This is a genomic window from Maribacter sp., assembly GCA_020629415.1.
GTDB lineage: Bacteria > Bacteroidota > Bacteroidia > Flavobacteriales > Flavobacteriaceae > Maribacter > Maribacter huludaoensis.
In genome coordinates, this window is record JAHDDL010000008.1 from 4261 (window position 1) to 22226 (window position 17966).

A 17966-nucleotide genomic window follows, 5' to 3' on the forward strand; every position below is an offset into this window, starting at 1 on the left:
AAATACGGACCAAAATTGGGTTTCATCTCCACATGAATGTTCATGGCCTGTGGTATCACTAAAATATCACTAAAAAGAATAGCGGCATCCATACCATATCTACGAATAGGTTGTACCGTAATTTCAGATGCCAATTCAGGAGTCTGACATCTTGTAAAGAAATCATATTTTTCCTTGATTGCCATAAACTCAGGTAAATATCTACCCGCTTGGCGCATCATCCATACTGGTGGTCTTTCTACAGTCTCACCTTTTAATGCTTTTAGAAATAGGTCGTTTTTTAAGCTCATAGTTTATGTTGTTCGTCATTGCGAGGAGCCTTTTTGCTCCGAAGCAATCTGTTTGTTGGTGTTCCTAAGAAACAGATTGCTTCGCTATGCTCGCAAAGACGTTAATTTTTAATTTTTTAGCCAACATCCATTGGCTAATCTTCATAATCCGCATTCACCAATTCAATAACACTTTCTACCGTTGGTATTTTGGCAACTTTAACTTCAGTGAAATGTTCCCTGGCCGCTTTTGCAGTGGTTTCGCCTATGCAATACGCAATTTTATCTGACGAATTTTCTTGAAGATAACTTTCAACGTTAGACGGACTAAAGAACATGATGCCTTTTACGGATTCTGGTATGGACTTACCGGATAATTTTGTTCTATATGCTTCAATGGCATTGACCGTAATATTGTTTTCCTCTAAGATAACAGGCAATTCTTCCAAGCTAAGATTTCCGTGAAAATAGGTAACTTCTGTACCATCAATAAATTCCACTAGGTGATTGGCCAAGTCTTTTGCATTGTTTTCGTAATGCGTTATTTTACCAAACTTATTTTTTATAAATCGTCTTGTTTTTCTACCTACACAATAAATATTCTCAAAATTTAATTCGGACACATCTCTACTTGCCAATACTGCTTCAACGGCATTTTTGCTGGTGAAGACTACATTCTTATGCTCCTTTTTAAGAACAATCGGAGAAATACGATTAAAATTGATTTTTATGAAATCATCTGAATCCGCATTTACAGAAATATTAAGGCTAAGTTGCTGTTGAGGTGTAAGTTTCTTTGTAGAAAAAATGTTTACCTCGGTTCCGGCACTTGCCAATTCCGTCATTAAACGTCTACCACCACGTGCTAAAATCGTCTTGGCACAGTCAATACCTAAATTTTGGTGTTTGCCAAGTGGTGCTGTTAATTCGGTTTCTAGCTTTTTGCTGCCATCAACATTTAATAATACGCCCTTAAGCGTAACAATATTTTCTTTGTTGATATAGGATAGTGCCCCTATAGGTGCGCTACAACCACCTTCTAGTTCCCTAAGAAATTGTCTTTCCAGGGTAACACAGGTATCGGTTTCCTCATGGTTCAGTTGCGCACATGCTTTACGTACTTCTTCATTGTCCTCCATGGCTACTACCATAATAGCTCCTTGGGCAGGTGCGGGCAACATCCAGGTAAGGCCAATGGTATTCTCTGGCTCTAAACCAATACGTTCCAGACCTGCAGCGGCAAAAATGGCACCGTTCCATTCATTATTGTACAATTTCTCTAAACGGCTGTTTACATTGCCCCTTAGATCTACAACAGTGTGTGTTGGGTATCTGTTGAGCCATTGTGCCTGTCTACGTAAACTACCGGTAGCAATAACGGCATCACGTGCTCCCAAAAACTCTTCATTGTCCTTAAATGCCATGATATCCATGTAATTACCACGTTTTAAAACAGCGGCCTTTACAATCCCTTGCGGTAGGGCAGTGGGTACATCTTTCATGGAGTGTACCGCAATATCAATATCGCCATTGATCATGGCAACATCCAATGTTTTGGTGAATACTCCGGTGATACCTAATTCATACAAAGGCTTATCTAAAATTAAATCTCCCGTAGATTTTACAGGTACTAATTTTACGGTATGGCCTAATGCTTGTAGTTGGTCTTTTACGGTATTTGCCTGCCATAGCGCTAACTCGCTATCGCGTGTGCCTAATCGTATTACTTTACTCATTTCTCGTCCAATTCTAATTGAAAAACTTTTTGGATAAATTCTAAACTTGAATTGGAATCTACCGAGTCATCTTTAAGATGATTTGCAAATTGTTTGGTTATTTTTTGAATGATGCGATTGGTGACTACATCTGCCTGGTGCGAATTAAAATCGACCGTTTTTTTGGATTGGTAGTCAAGCTCTTCATCCTTTATAGTCTTTAACTTCTGTTTTAAAGCTTTGATAACGGGAGCAAATTTTCTGGTTTCCAACCATTGGTTAAAATCATGCTTTACTTCTTCATTGATAGCTTCCGCTTCTGGAATAAATTGCTTTCTACGTTCCAATGTTTCATCGGTCATTTGAGATAAATGATCTAAATGGATGACGGTTACGTTGTCCATATCTGAAACGCTTGCGTCAACATTTTTGGGAACGGACAAATCTAATATCAATAAAGGTTTATTGGTATAGATCAATTCTTTGGTAATCGTTGGTTTTTGTGCACCTGTGGCAACCACCAGTATATCGGATTTTCTTATTTCCGATTGCAAATCGCCGTAATCTTTTACCATAAGGTTGAACTTCCCCGCAATTTGCTCAGCTTTACCTTTGGTTCTATTGATAAGGGTAATGTGTGAGTTTTTGGTGTGCTTTATTAAATTCTCGCAGGTATTGCGGCCGATCTTGCCAGTACCAAATAATAGAATGTTCTTATCGGATACATTTTCAACGTTTCGCATAATATATTGTACGGACGCGAATGCTACGGATGTGGCTCCGGAAGAAATCTCAGTTTCGTTTTTGATACGTTTACTAGCTTGTATGATGCTATTACAAAGACGTTCAATAAACGGATTTGCAATACCCAATTCCTTGGAGCGCTTAAAACTTTGTTTTAACTGGCTAATGATTTCAAAATCACCCAGTATTTGGCTATCCAAACCTGTACCTACACGAAACAAGTGATTGATAGCTTCTTTGTTCTTATAGACATATGCCACTTCTTGAAACGCTTCAACGGTTCCGTTAGAGTGGTCACATAATAATTTTATAAGTTGAAAAGGATGTTGGGCAAAACCATGTAACTCGGTCCGGTTACAGGTAGATGTTGCCAATAAACCATCTATGCCCTGATTTTTAGCTTCTTGTAAAAGCGATTTTACGGCCACTTCGTCCAAACTAAATTTACCACGGGCCTCGGCATCGGCCTTTTTGTAGTTTAGGCCAATGGTATAAAAGGAATTATGTTTAGAAATGTGATAGTCCTTCATAAAGCGGATACAAAAATATGAGCATCCTTTCAATAAAAACAACGCTAGAGGTACAATTAATGTCGTCTGCCGAATTTTTGGGCAAAATATGACATTTATCAGTTTATTAGCCATAATTTTATGGTGGTTTCAGTCAATAACTACAATTTTATTTAGATGCTTTCTAAATAGATATAAATTCAATTGAAGAAAATGGATATAAAAAGTAACGCTCAAGGGTCATATGACGAAGTTTTGATCGAGGACGGATTTTACGTTCTTAAATTTCAAAATGATGAAGATATAGCAGTTCAATATTCTCGTGATATCAATAAACGTTTTATACAATTTCACTTCTGTTTAAAGGGTAACGGCACCTATAATTTTAATCAAGGAAATTATAGTTTAGATGTAAAGGAAGAGAACTCTTTGTTATTGTATAACACGCAGTTAGATCTACCGTTGAATTTAAGTCTTAATCCAAAATCATCATTGGTTTCCGTGGTGATGACCTTACGAAAATTTCACTCTCTTTTTACTGCAGAAGCAGATTATATACCATTTTTAAGTGCCGATAATACTGAGAAAAAGTATTATGCTCAAGAACCATTTTCCCCATCGATAGCCGTTATTTTGAGTCAAATCGTAAATTATAATTTACATCCGTCTATAAAAGCGCTGTATGTAAAAGGTAAGATTTATGAATTGATTGCCTTGTACTTTAATAGAAGCCCCAATGCAGATATTGAACAGTGCCCGTATTTGGCAGATGAGGAAAACGTAAAGAAAATCAAGAAAGCCAAAGAAATTATTTTGGCCAACATGGCTGAACCACCAACATTGGCAGAATTATCAAGTGAAGTAGGCTTGAGTCTAAAACGCTTAAAAGAAGGATTTAAACAGATTTATGGAGATTCTGTATATAGTTTTCTATTTGATCACAAGATGGATTTTGCAAAGCGATTATTAGAAACCGGTCAGTATAATGTCAATGAAATAGGGCTTAAAGTGGGGTATAGTACCTCAAGTCACTTCATTGCGGCGTTTAAGAAAAAGTATAACACGACACCTAAAAAATATTTATTGGCTATGGCAGGGGGCAATGCTTAAAGTGGTCTTGCAACCATAATACCTGTATTGCTTTTAATTCCTTTTAAGTAATCTGCTAAAGGTTTTTTTGATACTTCAACCTCCATAGACCCGGTTGATGCATGTAGTAAGTGAATTCTACCATCTTTTTCGCGCGTAGCAATACCCGTATGGGTAACGTCCAAGCCATTGATGGAAGTTGCTAAAGCAATAATATCACCAGTTTGTATTAAGTGTTCATTGGCGGCAATATCATCTTGTGCCAACACACAAATAGCCTGACTATTTAAATAGTTTTCGGATGCTTTGATTTTTGAGAAATTAACATCATCTGCCAAGAAGGGATACAAATCTCTGTGCGTGCTCATAAAATTAATATCCTTAGTGATTGCTGCGCCACCAATTTCACCGGTAATATCTTTAAGAAGCCCTTTTTCGGCATTGTTGGCAATCCACTCGGAGAAATAATGGAGGCGAGAGGCATAACCATTTAAAGAACCATCTTTATATCTAATAATTTCCAAATTTTTTAAAAAGGCATCAAACGCTTTTTCTTGTTGGCGAAGTAAAAGTGAAAATGCGAGTACATTTTCCACAAAAGTGGTACAATCCAATCCTTGTAGGTTTACGACCAAGGTTTCTGTGTCGCCAATTTCTAACGTTTTGGCAACATACGGCGTTTTCATAAATGTTTTACCAACGCTGACCATAGTGGCGCCAATATCATCCTGAAACATACCGTCTATTTCAACTAGTTTGCTCTCAACGGCCGCTCTGTCTTTTGGGGAGCATGTGATTTGTTGGGCTTGGACGGATATGTATGCAAAAAGAGAAAGAATTACTACTAAATGTCTCATAACGCTAAATTATGAATTGTTATTTTCATCCGAGGACTTTTCCAACAAAACCCTGTTCTTGGCTATACTCTCCGGATAATTTTTCTGTAAAAATGTAATTAACTTTTCACGTACATGAACACGAAGATCCCAAGCAGTGGGCGAATCTTTGGCGCTCATAAGCGCTCTTATCTCTACACTGTTTTGTTTGCTGTCAGTAACTTGAAGTACATTGACCTCTTTGTCCCAAAGCTCTGTGCCTTCCAAAATTCTGGTCAGCTCTTTACGGAGGGCATCAAATGGTACATTATAATCGGTATAAAGAAAAACGGTTCCTAAAATATCAGATGAGGTTTTGGTCCAGTTTTGAAACGGTTTCTCAATAAAATAAGGTGTAGGTACGATCAACCTTCGTTTATCCCATATTTTTACGACCACATAGGTCAATGTTATTTCCTCAATACGCCCCCATTCACCTTCTACAATTACCACATCATCTATTTTAATAGGTTGCGCTATGGCAATTTGAATACCGGCTAGGACAGTACCGATCATTTTTTGGGCAGAGAACCCAATGATAATACCGGCAACACCTGCAGAGGCAAAAATACTGACGCCCAATTCACGAATACTCTCAAAACTCATGAGCACTGCACCAACCGCAAAAATTATAATGATGAAAATAAAAATGCGTTCAAGAATATTGAACTGGGTGTATATTTTTCTAGCCCTTAAGTTATTCTCGACATTAACATCATAATTACTAACAATAATGGTTTTTATAATTTTTAAAAGATTTAGTGACAACCAGGTTAGTGATAGAATAAAGAGAATAGTACTTACCTTTTTAAAATAATAGGTATAATCTTCTAATTGTAATAATGTTCTTAATGAAGGTGATCTAAGCCAGATAGATACTATAATTAAAAATATTGGGCTGCTTATCTTTTTAAAAGTACCGTGCGGTATTAAATACTTAGGGTCTTTACCAAATTTTTTAATGATAAATGAAATGACCCAATAGGTAATTAGGACACCTAAAGTAGAGGCTATAAAAAAGTAAAGTGCTTTTGTTGGTACGGTATCAAAAAAAGTATTCATTATAAAATGTGTTATAGTTTTTGATGAATTACAACTTACTAAAATTAAATAGCACTAAAAATTATTTGACCAGTTATTAGATTGCTTTATAAGAGTATAGAAAAACTATTGTCAAAAATTGAAATATCATCGATTTGCAAGTGTTATTTTTGCAATTGAATAACAAACACATACGCTATGAAAGGAGTATTATTGGTTAATTTGGGTTCACCTGATAGCCCTACCCCAAAAGATGTTAAGCCTTATTTAGATGAATTTTTAATGGATGAGCGTGTCATAGATGCGCCAAAGTGGCTAAGAACAATTTTGGTAAGAGGAATTATTTTGCAGACCAGACCTAAAAAATCTGCAGAAGCCTATGCTAAAATTTGGTGGGAAGAAGGTTCTCCACTAGTGGTAATTTCTGAGCGTTTTACCAATAAATTGAAGACACAGACCAATATGCCGGTTGCTTTGGGAATGCGTTACGGTACCATGTCTATCAATAAAGCTATGCAAGAGTTGAAAGATAAAGGAGTTGATGATGTGCTGTTGGTGCCTTTATATCCACATTACGCAATGTCTAGTTTTGAAACTGTCGTTGTAAAGGTGTTAGAAGAACAAAAAGCTTCTTTCCCTGGAATGAAGATTACAACGTTACCTGCTTTTTATAAGCATCCTGAATTCATCAAAGCACTTTCAGAAAGTATAAAAGACGGGTTAGAAGGTTTTGATTATGATCATATATTATTTTCATACCATGGTATACCGGAACGTCATATTCGTAAAAGCGATCCCACCAGTTTTCATTGCAAAATAGATGGTACTTGTTGTAACGTAAATTCTGTAGCGCATAATACCTGTTACAGACATCAGGTATATGACACTACGGAAATGGTAAAAGCCTATTTGGGTCTAAAAGAAGAACAAGTAAGTTCGTCATTTCAATCTCGTTTGGCAGGTGATCCTTGGCTAAAGCCTTATACAGATTATGAGTTTGAACGATTGGCAAAAGAAGGCAAGAAGAAATTAGCTGTTATTACTCCCGCTTTCGTGAGCGATTGTTTAGAAACCTTGGAAGAAATTGCTATGGAAGGTAAAGAACAATTTATGGAAGCTGGTGGTGAAGATTACAAGCATATACCTTGTATGAACGATAATGATGCCTGGGTGAGCGTCATGGCCAAATGGGTAAACGATTGGCAAGCTACTGATAAATTAGATGTAGTACCAAGTACCTAGTGTCCTCTAAATTCTAACAAAATCACTGCTATGAAAATTGAAGAAATAGAATTAATACTAGAACCGTTAAGAGAACAATTAAGAAATCATGCCCTTTATGGGAAATTGAAGTCCGTTCAAGATATAAAAGTATTTATGGAGAGCCACGTGTATGCCGTATGGGATTTTATGTCGCTCTTAAAGGCTTTGCAAATTAATCTTACCTGTACAACGTTACCGTGGAAACCGGTTACGAATACAAATACCGCTCGGTTTATTAATGAAATTGTTTTAGAAGAAGAAACAGACGTAAATGAATTGGGGGCATTAAAAAGTCACTATGAAATGTACTTGGATGCTATGGTAGAAGTAGGTGCGGATACTCGTAAAATAACCGATTTCCTAAGTAAAATTGATTCGCTTGATACGGTTTTAGCAACAATTAGTAATGCCAATTTAAATGATGCCGTAAAATCATTTTTGTCATTTACCTTTAAAACGATACAAACGCAGGAACCACATAAAATTGCAGCTGCATTTACTTTTGGTAGGGAAGATTTAATACCAGATATGTTCTTGAAAATTGTAGATCAGGCTGGTGCTAATGCATACCCTAAATTACAATACTACCTAAAAAGACATATAGAATTAGATGGGGATGAGCACGGTCCGCTTTCATTAAAAATGATCCAAGAATTGTGTGGTGATAATGAAGCCAAATGGCACGAAGTATTGGAATGTTCTGTTACTGCATTAAAAGAGCGTATTAATTTATGGAATTTCATTGCAGATTCAATTGTAAAGGAACAAGCAATAGTGGTATAGTTATATTATTTCTCAAGGAATGAAAAATTAAAAGTTAAAATTCAATGCAATGGCAAACGTTTCCGCAGAACAATTAGGAACGGAATCAATATCTAGTTTGCTTATAAAACAAGCATTGCCTGCCAGTATCGGTATTTTGGTAATGTCACTCAATGTTCTAGTAGATTCTATCTTCGTTGGTAATTGGATAGGGTCCATTGCTATTGCAGCTATAAACGTAGTCTTACCCATTTCTTTTTTTATAGGTGCTTTAGGTATGGCCATTGGTATTGGCGGTGCCAGTATTATTTCAAGGGCCTTAGGTGCCGGAGATAAAGAGAAGGCAATACGCACTTTTGGTAATCAAATTTCATTTACCATTTTGATCACCACAACAATGGTTGCCGTAGGGCTTACTTTTGTTGATACTCTAATCCCTGCATTTGGCGGTAAGGGCTCTATTTTTGAGTTGGCTAAAATCTATTATGTTATTGTGCTGTATGGTGTCCCTTTCTTAGGTCTTAATATGATGGGTAATAACGTAATCCGATCGGAAGGCAAACCCAAATTTGCCATGATTGCCATGATAATTCCTTCAATTGGAAATTTGATTTTGGATTATTTGCTTATCAACGTGATGGATTACGGTATGGAAGGAGCCGCTTGGGCCACCACCATAAGTTACTTGCTATGTTTTCTATACATCGTTTATTTTTTTCTGTCCCATAATTCAGAATTAAAACTGAGTCCAAAATATGTACGCATCAAGTTTTCAATAATCAAGGAAATAAGCTCACTTGGGGTGGTGACGCTCTCACGGCAGGCAGTAGTGAGCGTAATTTATCTATTGATGAATAACATTCTTTTTGATTTGGGAGGCGAAGCAATGGTAGCCGTTTATGCAATTATAGGTAGAATGTTAATGTTCGCCCTTTTTCCGGTATTCGGTGTCACACAAGGTTTTTTGCCCATTGCAGGGTTTAATTATGGTGCTGAAAAGTACGATAGGGTAAAAGAATCTATATACACTGCTATTAAATATGCGGCAATATTGGCAACAATCGTTTTCGCCGGACTCATGATTTTTCCTGCTGAAATAGCAGGACTCTTTTTAAGCCATAAACCTAATATGAGCGAATTGGAATTGGCATCCAATGCTTTTGTCTTGGAGCATACCCCATCTGCCATGCGATGGGTATTTGCCGCTACTCCCATTATTGCCTTACAGCTTATTGGTGCGGCATACTTTCAAGCCATAGGAAAAGCGGTGCCGGCACTATTATTGACCTTATGCCGACAAGGGTTCTTCTTTATTCCGTTAATACTGATCCTACCAAATTTTCTAGGTGAACTAGGTGTTTGGATTTCCTTCCCCATTGCAGATGTACTTGCAACCATTGTTACGGGGTATTTTTTGAAAAAGGAAATTGATAAGAATTTGGTTTAATTCAATAGTAAATCAAACCTTACAAAACATATTCCGTAAGTAGCGTTAGAAACGCTAAAGAATACGAGTATGATTTTTATTTTATCACAATTAATTGCGGTTGCCATATTTCTATTGGTATGGAAACTGAAAGAGTTGATTTCCAATCAAAACACATATATGAAGCTGCTAAAGGAAGAAGTTCCTAAAGCAGCTAAATTGAGAAATTAGGTTAGTTTGCAGGTTGTGCATGTAACAACTCCATTCCGGTAGATGACCTAGGTTTAAAACCTGTCCAGTCTTTTTCGTTGGAATCTTCCTGAACCTCTAAAAACTTGGTGTTGTCTTGGTTTTTTAAATGTTTACCTATGAAGGCAGTTACAAAATGCTGGTTTATATTATTCATTTTGCGCTGATCCCAAGATGGCTCTGCGTATCTGTAATATTCATCTATATGTAGACCTGGTGCCAAAGCCTCCGCTGGAGGTGGGTTAGGGGCTACATTATGTCTTGCATTCATATAGGTCAGCAAATAACGGTCGGCATTTACTGCGCCCTCGTATATGGCTTTTATTCCCTTTTCATAACCAGAGATATCATCTTGGCTGCCGGCAATAAAGAAAGTAGGGGTTTTTAATCCTTTTAATCCTTCGGCATCCCAAACACCACGTTCCATTCCCCATGGTGCAAATGCTACGATTGCCTTAATTCTGGCATCGGTCATTTTTTCGTAAGCAGCATTTCCGGCTGTATGTACTGAGATTGCAGTGCTGCCACCGGTCATTCCTGTAAAGAATTGTGCCAGACCATCGCTATAACCGGCCCCGCCAACATTTAATACGCCGTAGCCTCCCATGGAGTACCCTATAATTGCGGTATTGTCAGCATCTACTACACCTTCTAAATTATTTTTAGAGCCTTTTGCACCCATTTTCTCCATTTCATTGATTACAAAACGAATATCCTTTGGTCTATTCAATAATGTGCTTTGAAATGCATTGGCGTCTTTGAAAGTAGAATCGGTATGATCTATGGCGGCAACGATATACCCTTTAGATGCGAGGTTTTCGGTTAAATAGGTCATTAAGTATCTAGAGCCAACATAACCGTGAGAAACAACAACTAAAGGAAATTTATTTCCGGTCTTTGGTGTGGCATCTCTGTATGCGCGTCCCTTAAAGGTAAATGGAGTTAAAGGTCTTAACGAATCTCCCCTAGTCCCCATGACTTCATCATATACAACGGTTTTGGCATCGTCGCCTACATTGGCAGGATACCAAACTTCAATCGTAATTGGTCTGTCATACGTTGGGTCGTTACCTTCTTTTGAGTTTAAAATATCTACTTGGTTGGGGTTAACAAGGTTTACCGTCTTTACACCTACTTTATATTCCCCTCTGGCACTTAGTTCTGGTGCATCTGGTAATTGGTCTCCGTAAAGAAAATCATTGGTTTGGGCATTAACCGTATTTATTGTCAATCCGTTGAATAGAATGGCAATTAACGATGCCGAAAATAATAGTGTTTTAAATTTCATAATTGTTAGTTTGTTGCTCTAAATATAAGAATACTTTAATTGTTCGCATATTTTATTGTTAATGTTATAGAACTGATTTTTTTTACTTTCTGGGAATCCTTAATTATTTAAATAGGAATAGTTACCCTTCTTTTTGAAGATTGAATTTGTAAATGCCTAGTAAATTTTCATTTTGATAATAATCCTGATCTTGAGATGCTAATAAAATCTTAAAATCAACATTTGCTCAACTAATTGTTTAATTTTAGAGAAGACTAACTTCAAACTATCAAAATGAAAAAGCACCTTACCAATGCTGGCATACTCTTGCTGGCATGTTTGCTATTGCCGTTATCGGTACTATCTCAAAGAAGAAACAAATCACAAAGTACTGTAACGACCTACCCAGAAGAATTATATTCTAGTTTAGATTATAGATTAATAGGTCCGTTTCGTGGTGGTCGTTCCGCAGCAGTAACTGGAGTACCCGGGGAACCCAATTTGTTTTACTTTGGCGCAGCTGGTGGCGGAGTTTGGAAAACACTGGATGGCGGCCGTACTTGGGATAATATTTCCGATGGATATTTTGGTGGAAGCATTGGTGCCGTAGAAGTTGCAAAAAGCGACCCTAATGTCATTTATGTTGGTGGTGGTGAAAAAACCTTAAGAGGAAATGTATCTTCTGGTTATGGAGTTTGGAAAACCGAGGATGGAGGTAAAACATGGGCTACCGCCGGATTGGAAAAAAGCAGGCACGTACCTCGTCTTCGCGTGCACCCTAAAGATTATAATACAGTTTATGCTGCTGTGCTTGGTGATATCTATAAACCAACAAAAGACCGTGGTATATATAAAAGTACCGATGGTGGAAAAAATTGGAAGCAGGTACTTTTTGTAAACGAACAGGCCGGTGCGGTAGATCTGACTTTTGATCCCAACAACCCAAGAATATTATATGCATCTACATGGCATGCACAACGTACGCCTTACAGTTTAATTAGTGGTGGCGATGGTTCTGCACTTTGGAAAAGTATGGATAGTGGTGAGACCTGGACAGAGATTTCCAAGAATGATGGTTTTCCTACCGATACTTTAGGTATTATAGGAGTGGCTGTTTCACCAAAAAACTCGGAAAAAGTTTGGGCAATTGTTGAAAACAAAGATAAAGGTGGATTATATCGTTCAGAAAATGGAGGTAAAACATGGTCTCTTGTAAACGAAGAACGTAAAATTCGTCAGCGCGCATGGTATTACACTAGAGTGTATGCCGATACTCAGGATGAAGATGTTGTTTATGTGCTGAATGTAAACTACCATAAGTCTACCGATGGTGGTAAAACGTTTAATACCTTCAATGCTCCGCATGGGGATCACCATGATCTGTGGATTTCTCCTGAAAATTCTCAACGTATGATCATTGGTGATGATGGTGGTGCACAAATTTCCTATGATGGCGGAGAAACGTGGAGTACCTACTACAATCAGCCCACAGCTCAATTTTATAGAGTCACTACAGACAATTCTTTCCCGTATAGAATTTATGTGGCACAACAAGATAATTCAACCTTGCGAATAGAGCATAGAAGTGATGGTCGTACTATTGATGATAACAACTGGGAGGAAACTGCAGGAGGTGAGTCTGCATGGATTGCCGTAGACCCAACCAATGATGATATTGTCTACGGTGGTAGTTATGACGGATTTCTAACTCGTGTAAATCATGAAACGGGTTCTGTAAGAGGAGTCAATGTATGGCCGGACAATCCTATGGGAGCCGGAGCAGAAGCAATGAAGTACCGTTTTCAATGGAATTTCCCTATTCTGTTCAGTAGACATAATCCTAAGAAACTATATACCTTCTCCAATTATGTGCATGTAACGGAAAATGAAGGTCAAAGCTGGGAAGTTATAAGTGGTGATCTTACAAGAAATGACCCTACAAAATTAGGTTCAAGTGGCGGTCCTATTACTCAAGATAATACCAGTGTTGAATATTACTGTACCATTTTTACGGCAAACGAGAGTCCTTTAAAAGAAGGTTTGCTTTGGGTAGGTAGTGATGATGGATTAATACATGTTTCTAAAGATGCCGGTGCAACGTGGGAAAATGTTACTCCCCCGAATATGCCAGAGTGGAATATGATCAATAGTATTGAACCTTCTAATTTTGATGAGGGTACCTGCTATGTTGCGGCAACGAGATATAAGCTGGGCGATTTTCAACCCTACCTCTATAAAACAACGGACTATGGTAAAACATGGTCAAAAATAACGAATGGTATACCTGCTGAACATTTTACAAGGGTGCTTCGTGAAGATCCTAAAAAGAAAGGTTTGTTATATGCCGGTACAGAAACCGGTATGTATGTTTCGTTCAACGACGGGGTTAGCTGGTTCTCTTTTCAAATGAATTTGCCAATTGTGCCAATTACGGATTTAACGATCAAAGATGATAACCTTATAGTAGCTACACAGGGTAGAAGTCTATGGATTATTGATGATCTTACTGTTTTACATCAGTTAGATGAAGCTAAGAAAAATGCAAGTACCGTTTTGTTCAAGCCAAAGGATTCTTACCGAACTAAGGGTATGGCAGCTAAAAAGCCCTCCAAAACATCAGGACAGAATTTAGAGAACGGTGTAATTACTCATTTTTTACTTAAGAATTATTCAGAGAAAGATACGGTTCAGTTGACCTATACCAGTATGGCAGGTGATACCTTGGCGCTATATAAAAATCATTTGAAGAAAGATGGGTTGCTGAGCGGAGTAGAAGCGAAAAAACTTGAAGTTAAGAAAGGCGGTAACACTTTTGTTTGGGATACGCGAGGTAAAGGAGCTACCAAATTGGAAGGTATGATTTTCTGGTGGGCTAGTTTTGACGGGGCAAAAGCAGTGCCTGGTGATTATAAAGTGCATTTGAACGTAAACGGCAGCAATAGTAGCGAAACATTTACCATTTTGCCAGACCCAAGAGCGGAAAGTTCAGTGGCAGAAATGCAACAGCAATTCGATTTTATTACCGATATCAATACTACCATTGAAAATGCGCATCAATCTATAAAGAAGATTAGAGATGTTACTAAGCAACTGAATTCATTTACGGAGCAGTATAAAGATAACACTAGAACCAAGGATTTGATCGAAAAGGCAAAAGTGATGAAAGAGAAACTTGGTGAGGTAGAGAAGGCGCTGTATCAGACCAAAAATAGAAGTAGACAAGATCCTTTGAACTTCCCTATTAAGTTGACCAATAAATTAGGACATTTGAACAGTTTGGTTTCTATAGGGGACTTTCCACCAACTGAACAAGATATTGCCGTAAAGAATGAACTAACGGCCAAAATCAATAAAGAGCTTCAAATTTTTAACGAGGTAATATCATCAGAACTCAAAGAATTCAACAAAGAGTTTAATGAATTGAACTTGAACTATTTGTTTATTGATGACAGTAAGTAAGGTTCAAAACTGTCATTTCGAGTGAATTTTTGAAGTATGAAAAAATTAGTATCGAGAAACCTTTTGTGTTCCCAATGGTTCTTGATACTAATTTTTCTTTAGTCTTTACTCTAAGAAAAACCACTAGAACAGACAATTTAGAATATCAGAAATAACCACCTAACTACCACACATGAAAAAACAATTACTCTGCTTTGTAACGATACTGGCAACGACCTTAACTTTTGCACAAACTGCCAATGATTATTTTGAACCTTTAAAATTTAGAAATATTGGTCCGTTCAGGGGTGGGCGATCGGTAACTGCTACGGGCGTTATTGGTGACCCCATGACGTACTATATGGGTACGACAGGTGGCGGAGTTTGGAAAACCGAATCTGCAGGGCAACGGTGGGAAAATATTTCTGACGGATATTTTGAAATGGGTTCTGTTGGTGCTGTTTCGGTATCGGCATCTAACCCTAATATTGTATATGTTGGTATGGGTGAACATGCGCCACGTGGTGTAATGACATCTTACGGAGACGGTGTATTTAAATCTACGGATGCCGGAAAAACATGGAAGAAAATGGGACTTGAAAAAACCCAGCATATTTCACGTATTATCATTCATCCTACAAATCCGGAAATTGTTTATGTTGCCGCACAAGGAGCCCTTTTTGAAGGCAATGCTGAACGTGGAATCTATAAATCTACAGATGGAGGAAAAACGTGGAAAAATACGTTGTTCGTAAACAACTTAACCGGTGCTTCTGAACTGTCTATGGATGCCAATTATCCAGAAATTATGTATGCTGCCATGTGGGAACATCAACGTATGCCCAATATGGTGGTAAGTGGCGGACCCGGTAGTGGACTTTATAAATCTACCGATGCAGGTGAAACATGGCAAAAAATACATAAAGGATTACCTGAGGAAAAAGGAAAAATGGCTATTGCCGTTAGTCCGTCAAACTCTAACAAAGTATATGCATTGATTGAAAGTAATTCCAATGCGGATAAAGGTGGTCTGTTCGTTTCAAATGATGCCGGGGAATCTTGGAGTATGGTCAGTGGCGATAATCGTTTGGTGCAGCGTGCATGGTATTACATAGAGGTATTTGTAGATCCTAATGATGATGATACCGTTTATGTATTGAGTGCTCCTGCTTTACGATCTGAAGATGGTGGAAAAACCTGGGAGGATCTAGATATTGCACATGGCGATACCCACGATTTGTGGATCAACCCAAACAACTCTAAAAATATGATTTTGGCAGATGACGGTGGCGCATCTGTTTCTTTCGATTATGCAAAAACTTGGTCTACACAAGATAATATGCCCACAGCTCAATTTTATAGAATTAGTGTAGACAATCTATTTCCGTATAATATTTATGGTGGTCAACAGGATAATACTTCTGTAAAAATTGCAAGTTTATCTACAGGTAGCGGTAGCATTACAACAAGGGATTGGACCGATTCTGCCGGTGGTGAAAGTGCCTTTTTGGCTTTTGACCCAGATAACCCAAGGTATGTTATGGGCGGTCAATATTTAGGTACTGTTGAAGTAATGGATATGGTGTCAAAATCGGCTACCCAAATTATGCAAGCGCCTATTCAGTATTTAGGTCGCGAAGCTAGGGATATGAAATACTTGTTCAATTGGAATGCCCCAATTATAGCTTCGGTACATGAACCTGGAACTTTTTACCATGGTGCCCAATATGTTTTTAAAACTACGGATATGGGTAAAACCTGGGATATTATTTCACCAGACCTTACACGTGATATCGATGCAAAACAAGGAAATGGTGGAGGTCCATACACCAATGAAGCTGTTGGTGCGGAAAATTATGGTACGTTGGCATATATCTTGGAATCTCCACACGAAAAAGGATATATCTGGACCGGAAGTGATGACGGATTGGTGCATTTGACCAAAAACGGTGGCGAAACTTGGGAGAACGTTACCCCTAAAGGTTTAAAGGAATGTTTGATCAATGCCATTGAAGTTTCTCCGCATGATCCTGCTACGGCTTATATTGCTACCACAAGGTATAAGTTTAATGACTACACACCTGGCTTCTATAAAACAACCGATTATGGCAAAACATGGACGGCAATAAACTCCGGAATTCCGTACGGCGCATTTACCCGCGTAGTTCGTGAAGATGAGTTTAAGAAAGACCTGTTATATGCAGGTACCGAAAAAGGAATGTATGCATCATGGAACGGAGGTAAATCTTGGGAGCCTTTTCAATTGAATTTGCCAAAAACCCCTATTACCGATTTAAAAGTTCATCAGGGCGATTTAGTAGTGGCTACTTCTGGACGCTCGTTTTGGATTTTGGATGATATTGTTGCCTTAGGTCAATATCAGCCATCTAAAAAAGGACTTAAGATGCTAAAGCCAAAAGAAGCTTACAACGGTTCTTGGGGCAGTCCTTTAAATGGTAATTCTTCAAAATTTACGGGCAGTGATCCTTTTGAAGGTGTCAATCCTGCAAATGGGGTGGTATTGTATTATGAGCTTCCAAAATTAAAAGATAGTACGGCTATAACTTTGGAAATCACAGATGCTAAAGGTAATGTAATCAGAACCATTAGTTCTGAAAAAGATCCTACTTACACGCCTCATAATGGTGGTGGCGCTCCACCGGCACCGGTTTTAAGTAAAAATGAAGGTTTAAACCGTTTTGTTTGGGATATGAAACATCCTATCATGCCAGGTATACCAGATGTCTATATTGAAGCTGGGTTTTCAGGTCATAAGGTTTCTCCTGGTAACTACACGTTTACGTTAAACGTTGATGGTCAAAAAGTGACTACTACGGGTATCATAAAAGAATTGCCTACCTATGAAACAAAACCTGGACAGTACGAAGAGTTCGATGTATTTATGACCGCTGCCGAAGCAGAATTGACCGTAATGCACAATCTGGTCATTCAATTATATGCTGCTCAAAAAGAGTTGACCGCAATTTTAAAGAAAGTAACGGATCCAACGGTGAAATCTGCCGGTGAAAAACTACTGGCCGATATGAAGGCCTGGGATGCTGAAATGGTGCAGCGTAAATCCCAAGCTTATGATGATGTGGAGAACTTTCCTAATAAATTTACGGCTGAATATCTGTTCATGATCAACCAGACCAATAGCAGTATCCCCAGGTTGAATAAGTCTAGTATAGACAGAAAGACTGAGTTAGACGCGCAATGGACAGGTCTAAAAGCTAGGGGAACTCAATTAAAGAATACAGCAATACCTGCTTATAATAAAACCTTGTGGGATGCAGGAATTGGGGCAATAAGATTATAA

The 17966-nt window shown here is 38.0% G+C and carries 13 protein-coding genes; 7 read left to right on the forward strand and 6 right to left on the reverse strand.

What is annotated here, in order from left to right:
* The 3 genes from QZ657_RS05000 to hemA form a co-directional block, all read right to left on the reverse strand.
* A partial coding sequence (locus tag QZ657_RS05000) for a uroporphyrinogen decarboxylase family protein (RefSeq protein ID WP_291965360.1) occupies nt 1-290 on the reverse strand: 290 nt, incomplete at its 3' end.
* Nucleotides 291-424: 134 nt separating this feature from the next.
* Nucleotides 425-2005 (reverse strand): hydroxymethylbilane synthase, encoded by a 1581-nt coding sequence (gene hemC / locus QZ657_RS05005; RefSeq protein WP_291965362.1) that lies wholly within the window; start codon nt 2003-2005, stop codon nt 425-427.
* Complete coding sequence (gene hemA / locus QZ657_RS05010; RefSeq protein WP_291963772.1) at nt 2002-3258, reverse strand: glutamyl-tRNA reductase; 1257 nt, start codon at nt 3256-3258, stop codon at nt 2002-2004. Before hemA ends, hemC begins: the two co-directional genes overlap by 4 nt.
* A gap of 192 nt (nt 3259-3450) precedes the next feature.
* Between hemA and QZ657_RS05015 the strand changes: the two genes are divergently transcribed.
* The gene (locus tag QZ657_RS05015) at nt 3451-4347 is read left to right on the forward strand and encodes an AraC family transcriptional regulator (protein WP_291965364.1); all 897 of its coding nucleotides are present in this window, start codon (nt 3451-3453) and stop codon (nt 4345-4347) included.
* Here QZ657_RS05015 and QZ657_RS05020 read toward each other — a convergent pair.
* Both QZ657_RS05020 and QZ657_RS05025 read right to left on the reverse strand, forming a co-directional pair.
* Nucleotides 4344-5183, reverse strand: a complete 840-nt coding sequence (locus QZ657_RS05020) for an N-acetylmuramoyl-L-alanine amidase-like domain-containing protein (RefSeq protein WP_291965366.1) — start codon at nt 5181-5183, stop codon at nt 4344-4346. The genes QZ657_RS05015 and QZ657_RS05020 overlap by 4 nt on opposite strands.
* A gap of 9 nt (nt 5184-5192) precedes the next feature.
* Nucleotides 5193-6263, reverse strand: coding sequence for a mechanosensitive ion channel family protein (locus tag QZ657_RS05025; RefSeq protein ID WP_291965368.1), 1071 nt, complete (start codon nt 6261-6263; stop codon nt 5193-5195).
* Between the two features lie 177 nt (nt 6264-6440).
* Between QZ657_RS05025 and hemH the strand changes: the two genes are divergently transcribed.
* The 4 genes from hemH (at nt 6441) to QZ657_RS05045 (ending at nt 9924) form a co-directional block, all read left to right on the forward strand.
* Nucleotides 6441-7484 (forward strand): ferrochelatase, encoded by a 1044-nt coding sequence (hemH, locus tag QZ657_RS05030; RefSeq protein WP_291963441.1) that lies wholly within the window; start codon nt 6441-6443, stop codon nt 7482-7484.
* Between the two features lie 30 nt (nt 7485-7514).
* Nucleotides 7515-8288, forward strand: coding sequence for a DUF3050 domain-containing protein (locus QZ657_RS05035; RefSeq protein ID WP_291965370.1), 774 nt, complete (start codon nt 7515-7517; stop codon nt 8286-8288).
* 49 nt (nt 8289-8337) lie between these two features.
* Nucleotides 8338-9714 (forward strand): MATE family efflux transporter, encoded by a 1377-nt coding sequence (locus tag QZ657_RS05040; protein WP_291965371.1) that lies wholly within the window; start codon nt 8338-8340, stop codon nt 9712-9714.
* A 69-nt stretch (nt 9715-9783) separates the two neighbouring features.
* Entirely contained in the window at nt 9784-9924 is a 141-nt protein-coding gene (locus QZ657_RS05045; RefSeq protein WP_156894553.1) for a hypothetical protein, read from the forward strand.
* Nucleotide 9925: 1 nt separating this feature from the next.
* On the opposite strand, the gene QZ657_RS05050 is transcribed toward QZ657_RS05045, so the two are convergent.
* Complete coding sequence (locus QZ657_RS05050) at nt 9926-11230, reverse strand: alpha/beta hydrolase family protein (protein WP_291965374.1); 1305 nt, start codon at nt 11228-11230, stop codon at nt 9926-9928.
* Between the two features lie 273 nt (nt 11231-11503).
* On the opposite strand from QZ657_RS05050, the gene QZ657_RS05055 reads away from it, so the two are divergent.
* Nucleotides 11504-14668, forward strand: coding sequence for a WD40/YVTN/BNR-like repeat-containing protein (locus tag QZ657_RS05055; RefSeq protein WP_291965376.1), 3165 nt, complete (start codon nt 11504-11506; stop codon nt 14666-14668).
* Between the two features lie 172 nt (nt 14669-14840).
* Nucleotides 14841-17966, forward strand: a complete 3126-nt coding sequence (locus QZ657_RS05060; RefSeq protein WP_291965378.1) for a VPS10 domain-containing protein — start codon at nt 14841-14843, stop codon at nt 17964-17966.

Bases quoted from the DNA above. Each gene is read 5' to 3' on its own strand.
- hemH (WP_291963441.1), top strand. From the start codon at position 6,441: ATGAAAGGAGTATTATTGGTTAATTTGGGTTCACCTGATAGCCCTACC.
- QZ657_RS05050 (WP_291965374.1), bottom strand. From the start codon at position 11,230: ATGAAATTTAAAACACTATTATTTTCGGCATCGTTAATTGCCATTCTA.
- hemC (WP_291965362.1), bottom strand. From the start codon at position 2,005: ATGAGTAAAGTAATACGATTAGGCACACGCGATAGCGAGTTAGCGCTA.
- QZ657_RS05035 (WP_291965370.1), top strand. From the start codon at position 7,515: ATGAAAATTGAAGAAATAGAATTAATACTAGAACCGTTAAGAGAACAA.
- QZ657_RS05055 (WP_291965376.1), top strand. From the start codon at position 11,504: ATGAAAAAGCACCTTACCAATGCTGGCATACTCTTGCTGGCATGTTTG.
- QZ657_RS05015 (WP_291965364.1), top strand. From the start codon at position 3,451: ATGGATATAAAAAGTAACGCTCAAGGGTCATATGACGAAGTTTTGATC.
- QZ657_RS05040 (WP_291965371.1), top strand. From the start codon at position 8,338: ATGGCAAACGTTTCCGCAGAACAATTAGGAACGGAATCAATATCTAGT.
- hemA (WP_291963772.1), bottom strand. From the start codon at position 3,258: ATGAAGGACTATCACATTTCTAAACATAATTCCTTTTATACCATTGGC.
- QZ657_RS05045 (WP_156894553.1), top strand. From the start codon at position 9,784: ATGATTTTTATTTTATCACAATTAATTGCGGTTGCCATATTTCTATTG.
- QZ657_RS05025 (WP_291965368.1), bottom strand. From the start codon at position 6,263: ATGAATACTTTTTTTGATACCGTACCAACAAAAGCACTTTACTTTTTT.
- QZ657_RS05020 (WP_291965366.1), bottom strand. From the start codon at position 5,183: ATGAGACATTTAGTAGTAATTCTTTCTCTTTTTGCATACATATCCGTC.
- QZ657_RS05060 (WP_291965378.1), top strand. From the start codon at position 14,841: ATGAAAAAACAATTACTCTGCTTTGTAACGATACTGGCAACGACCTTA.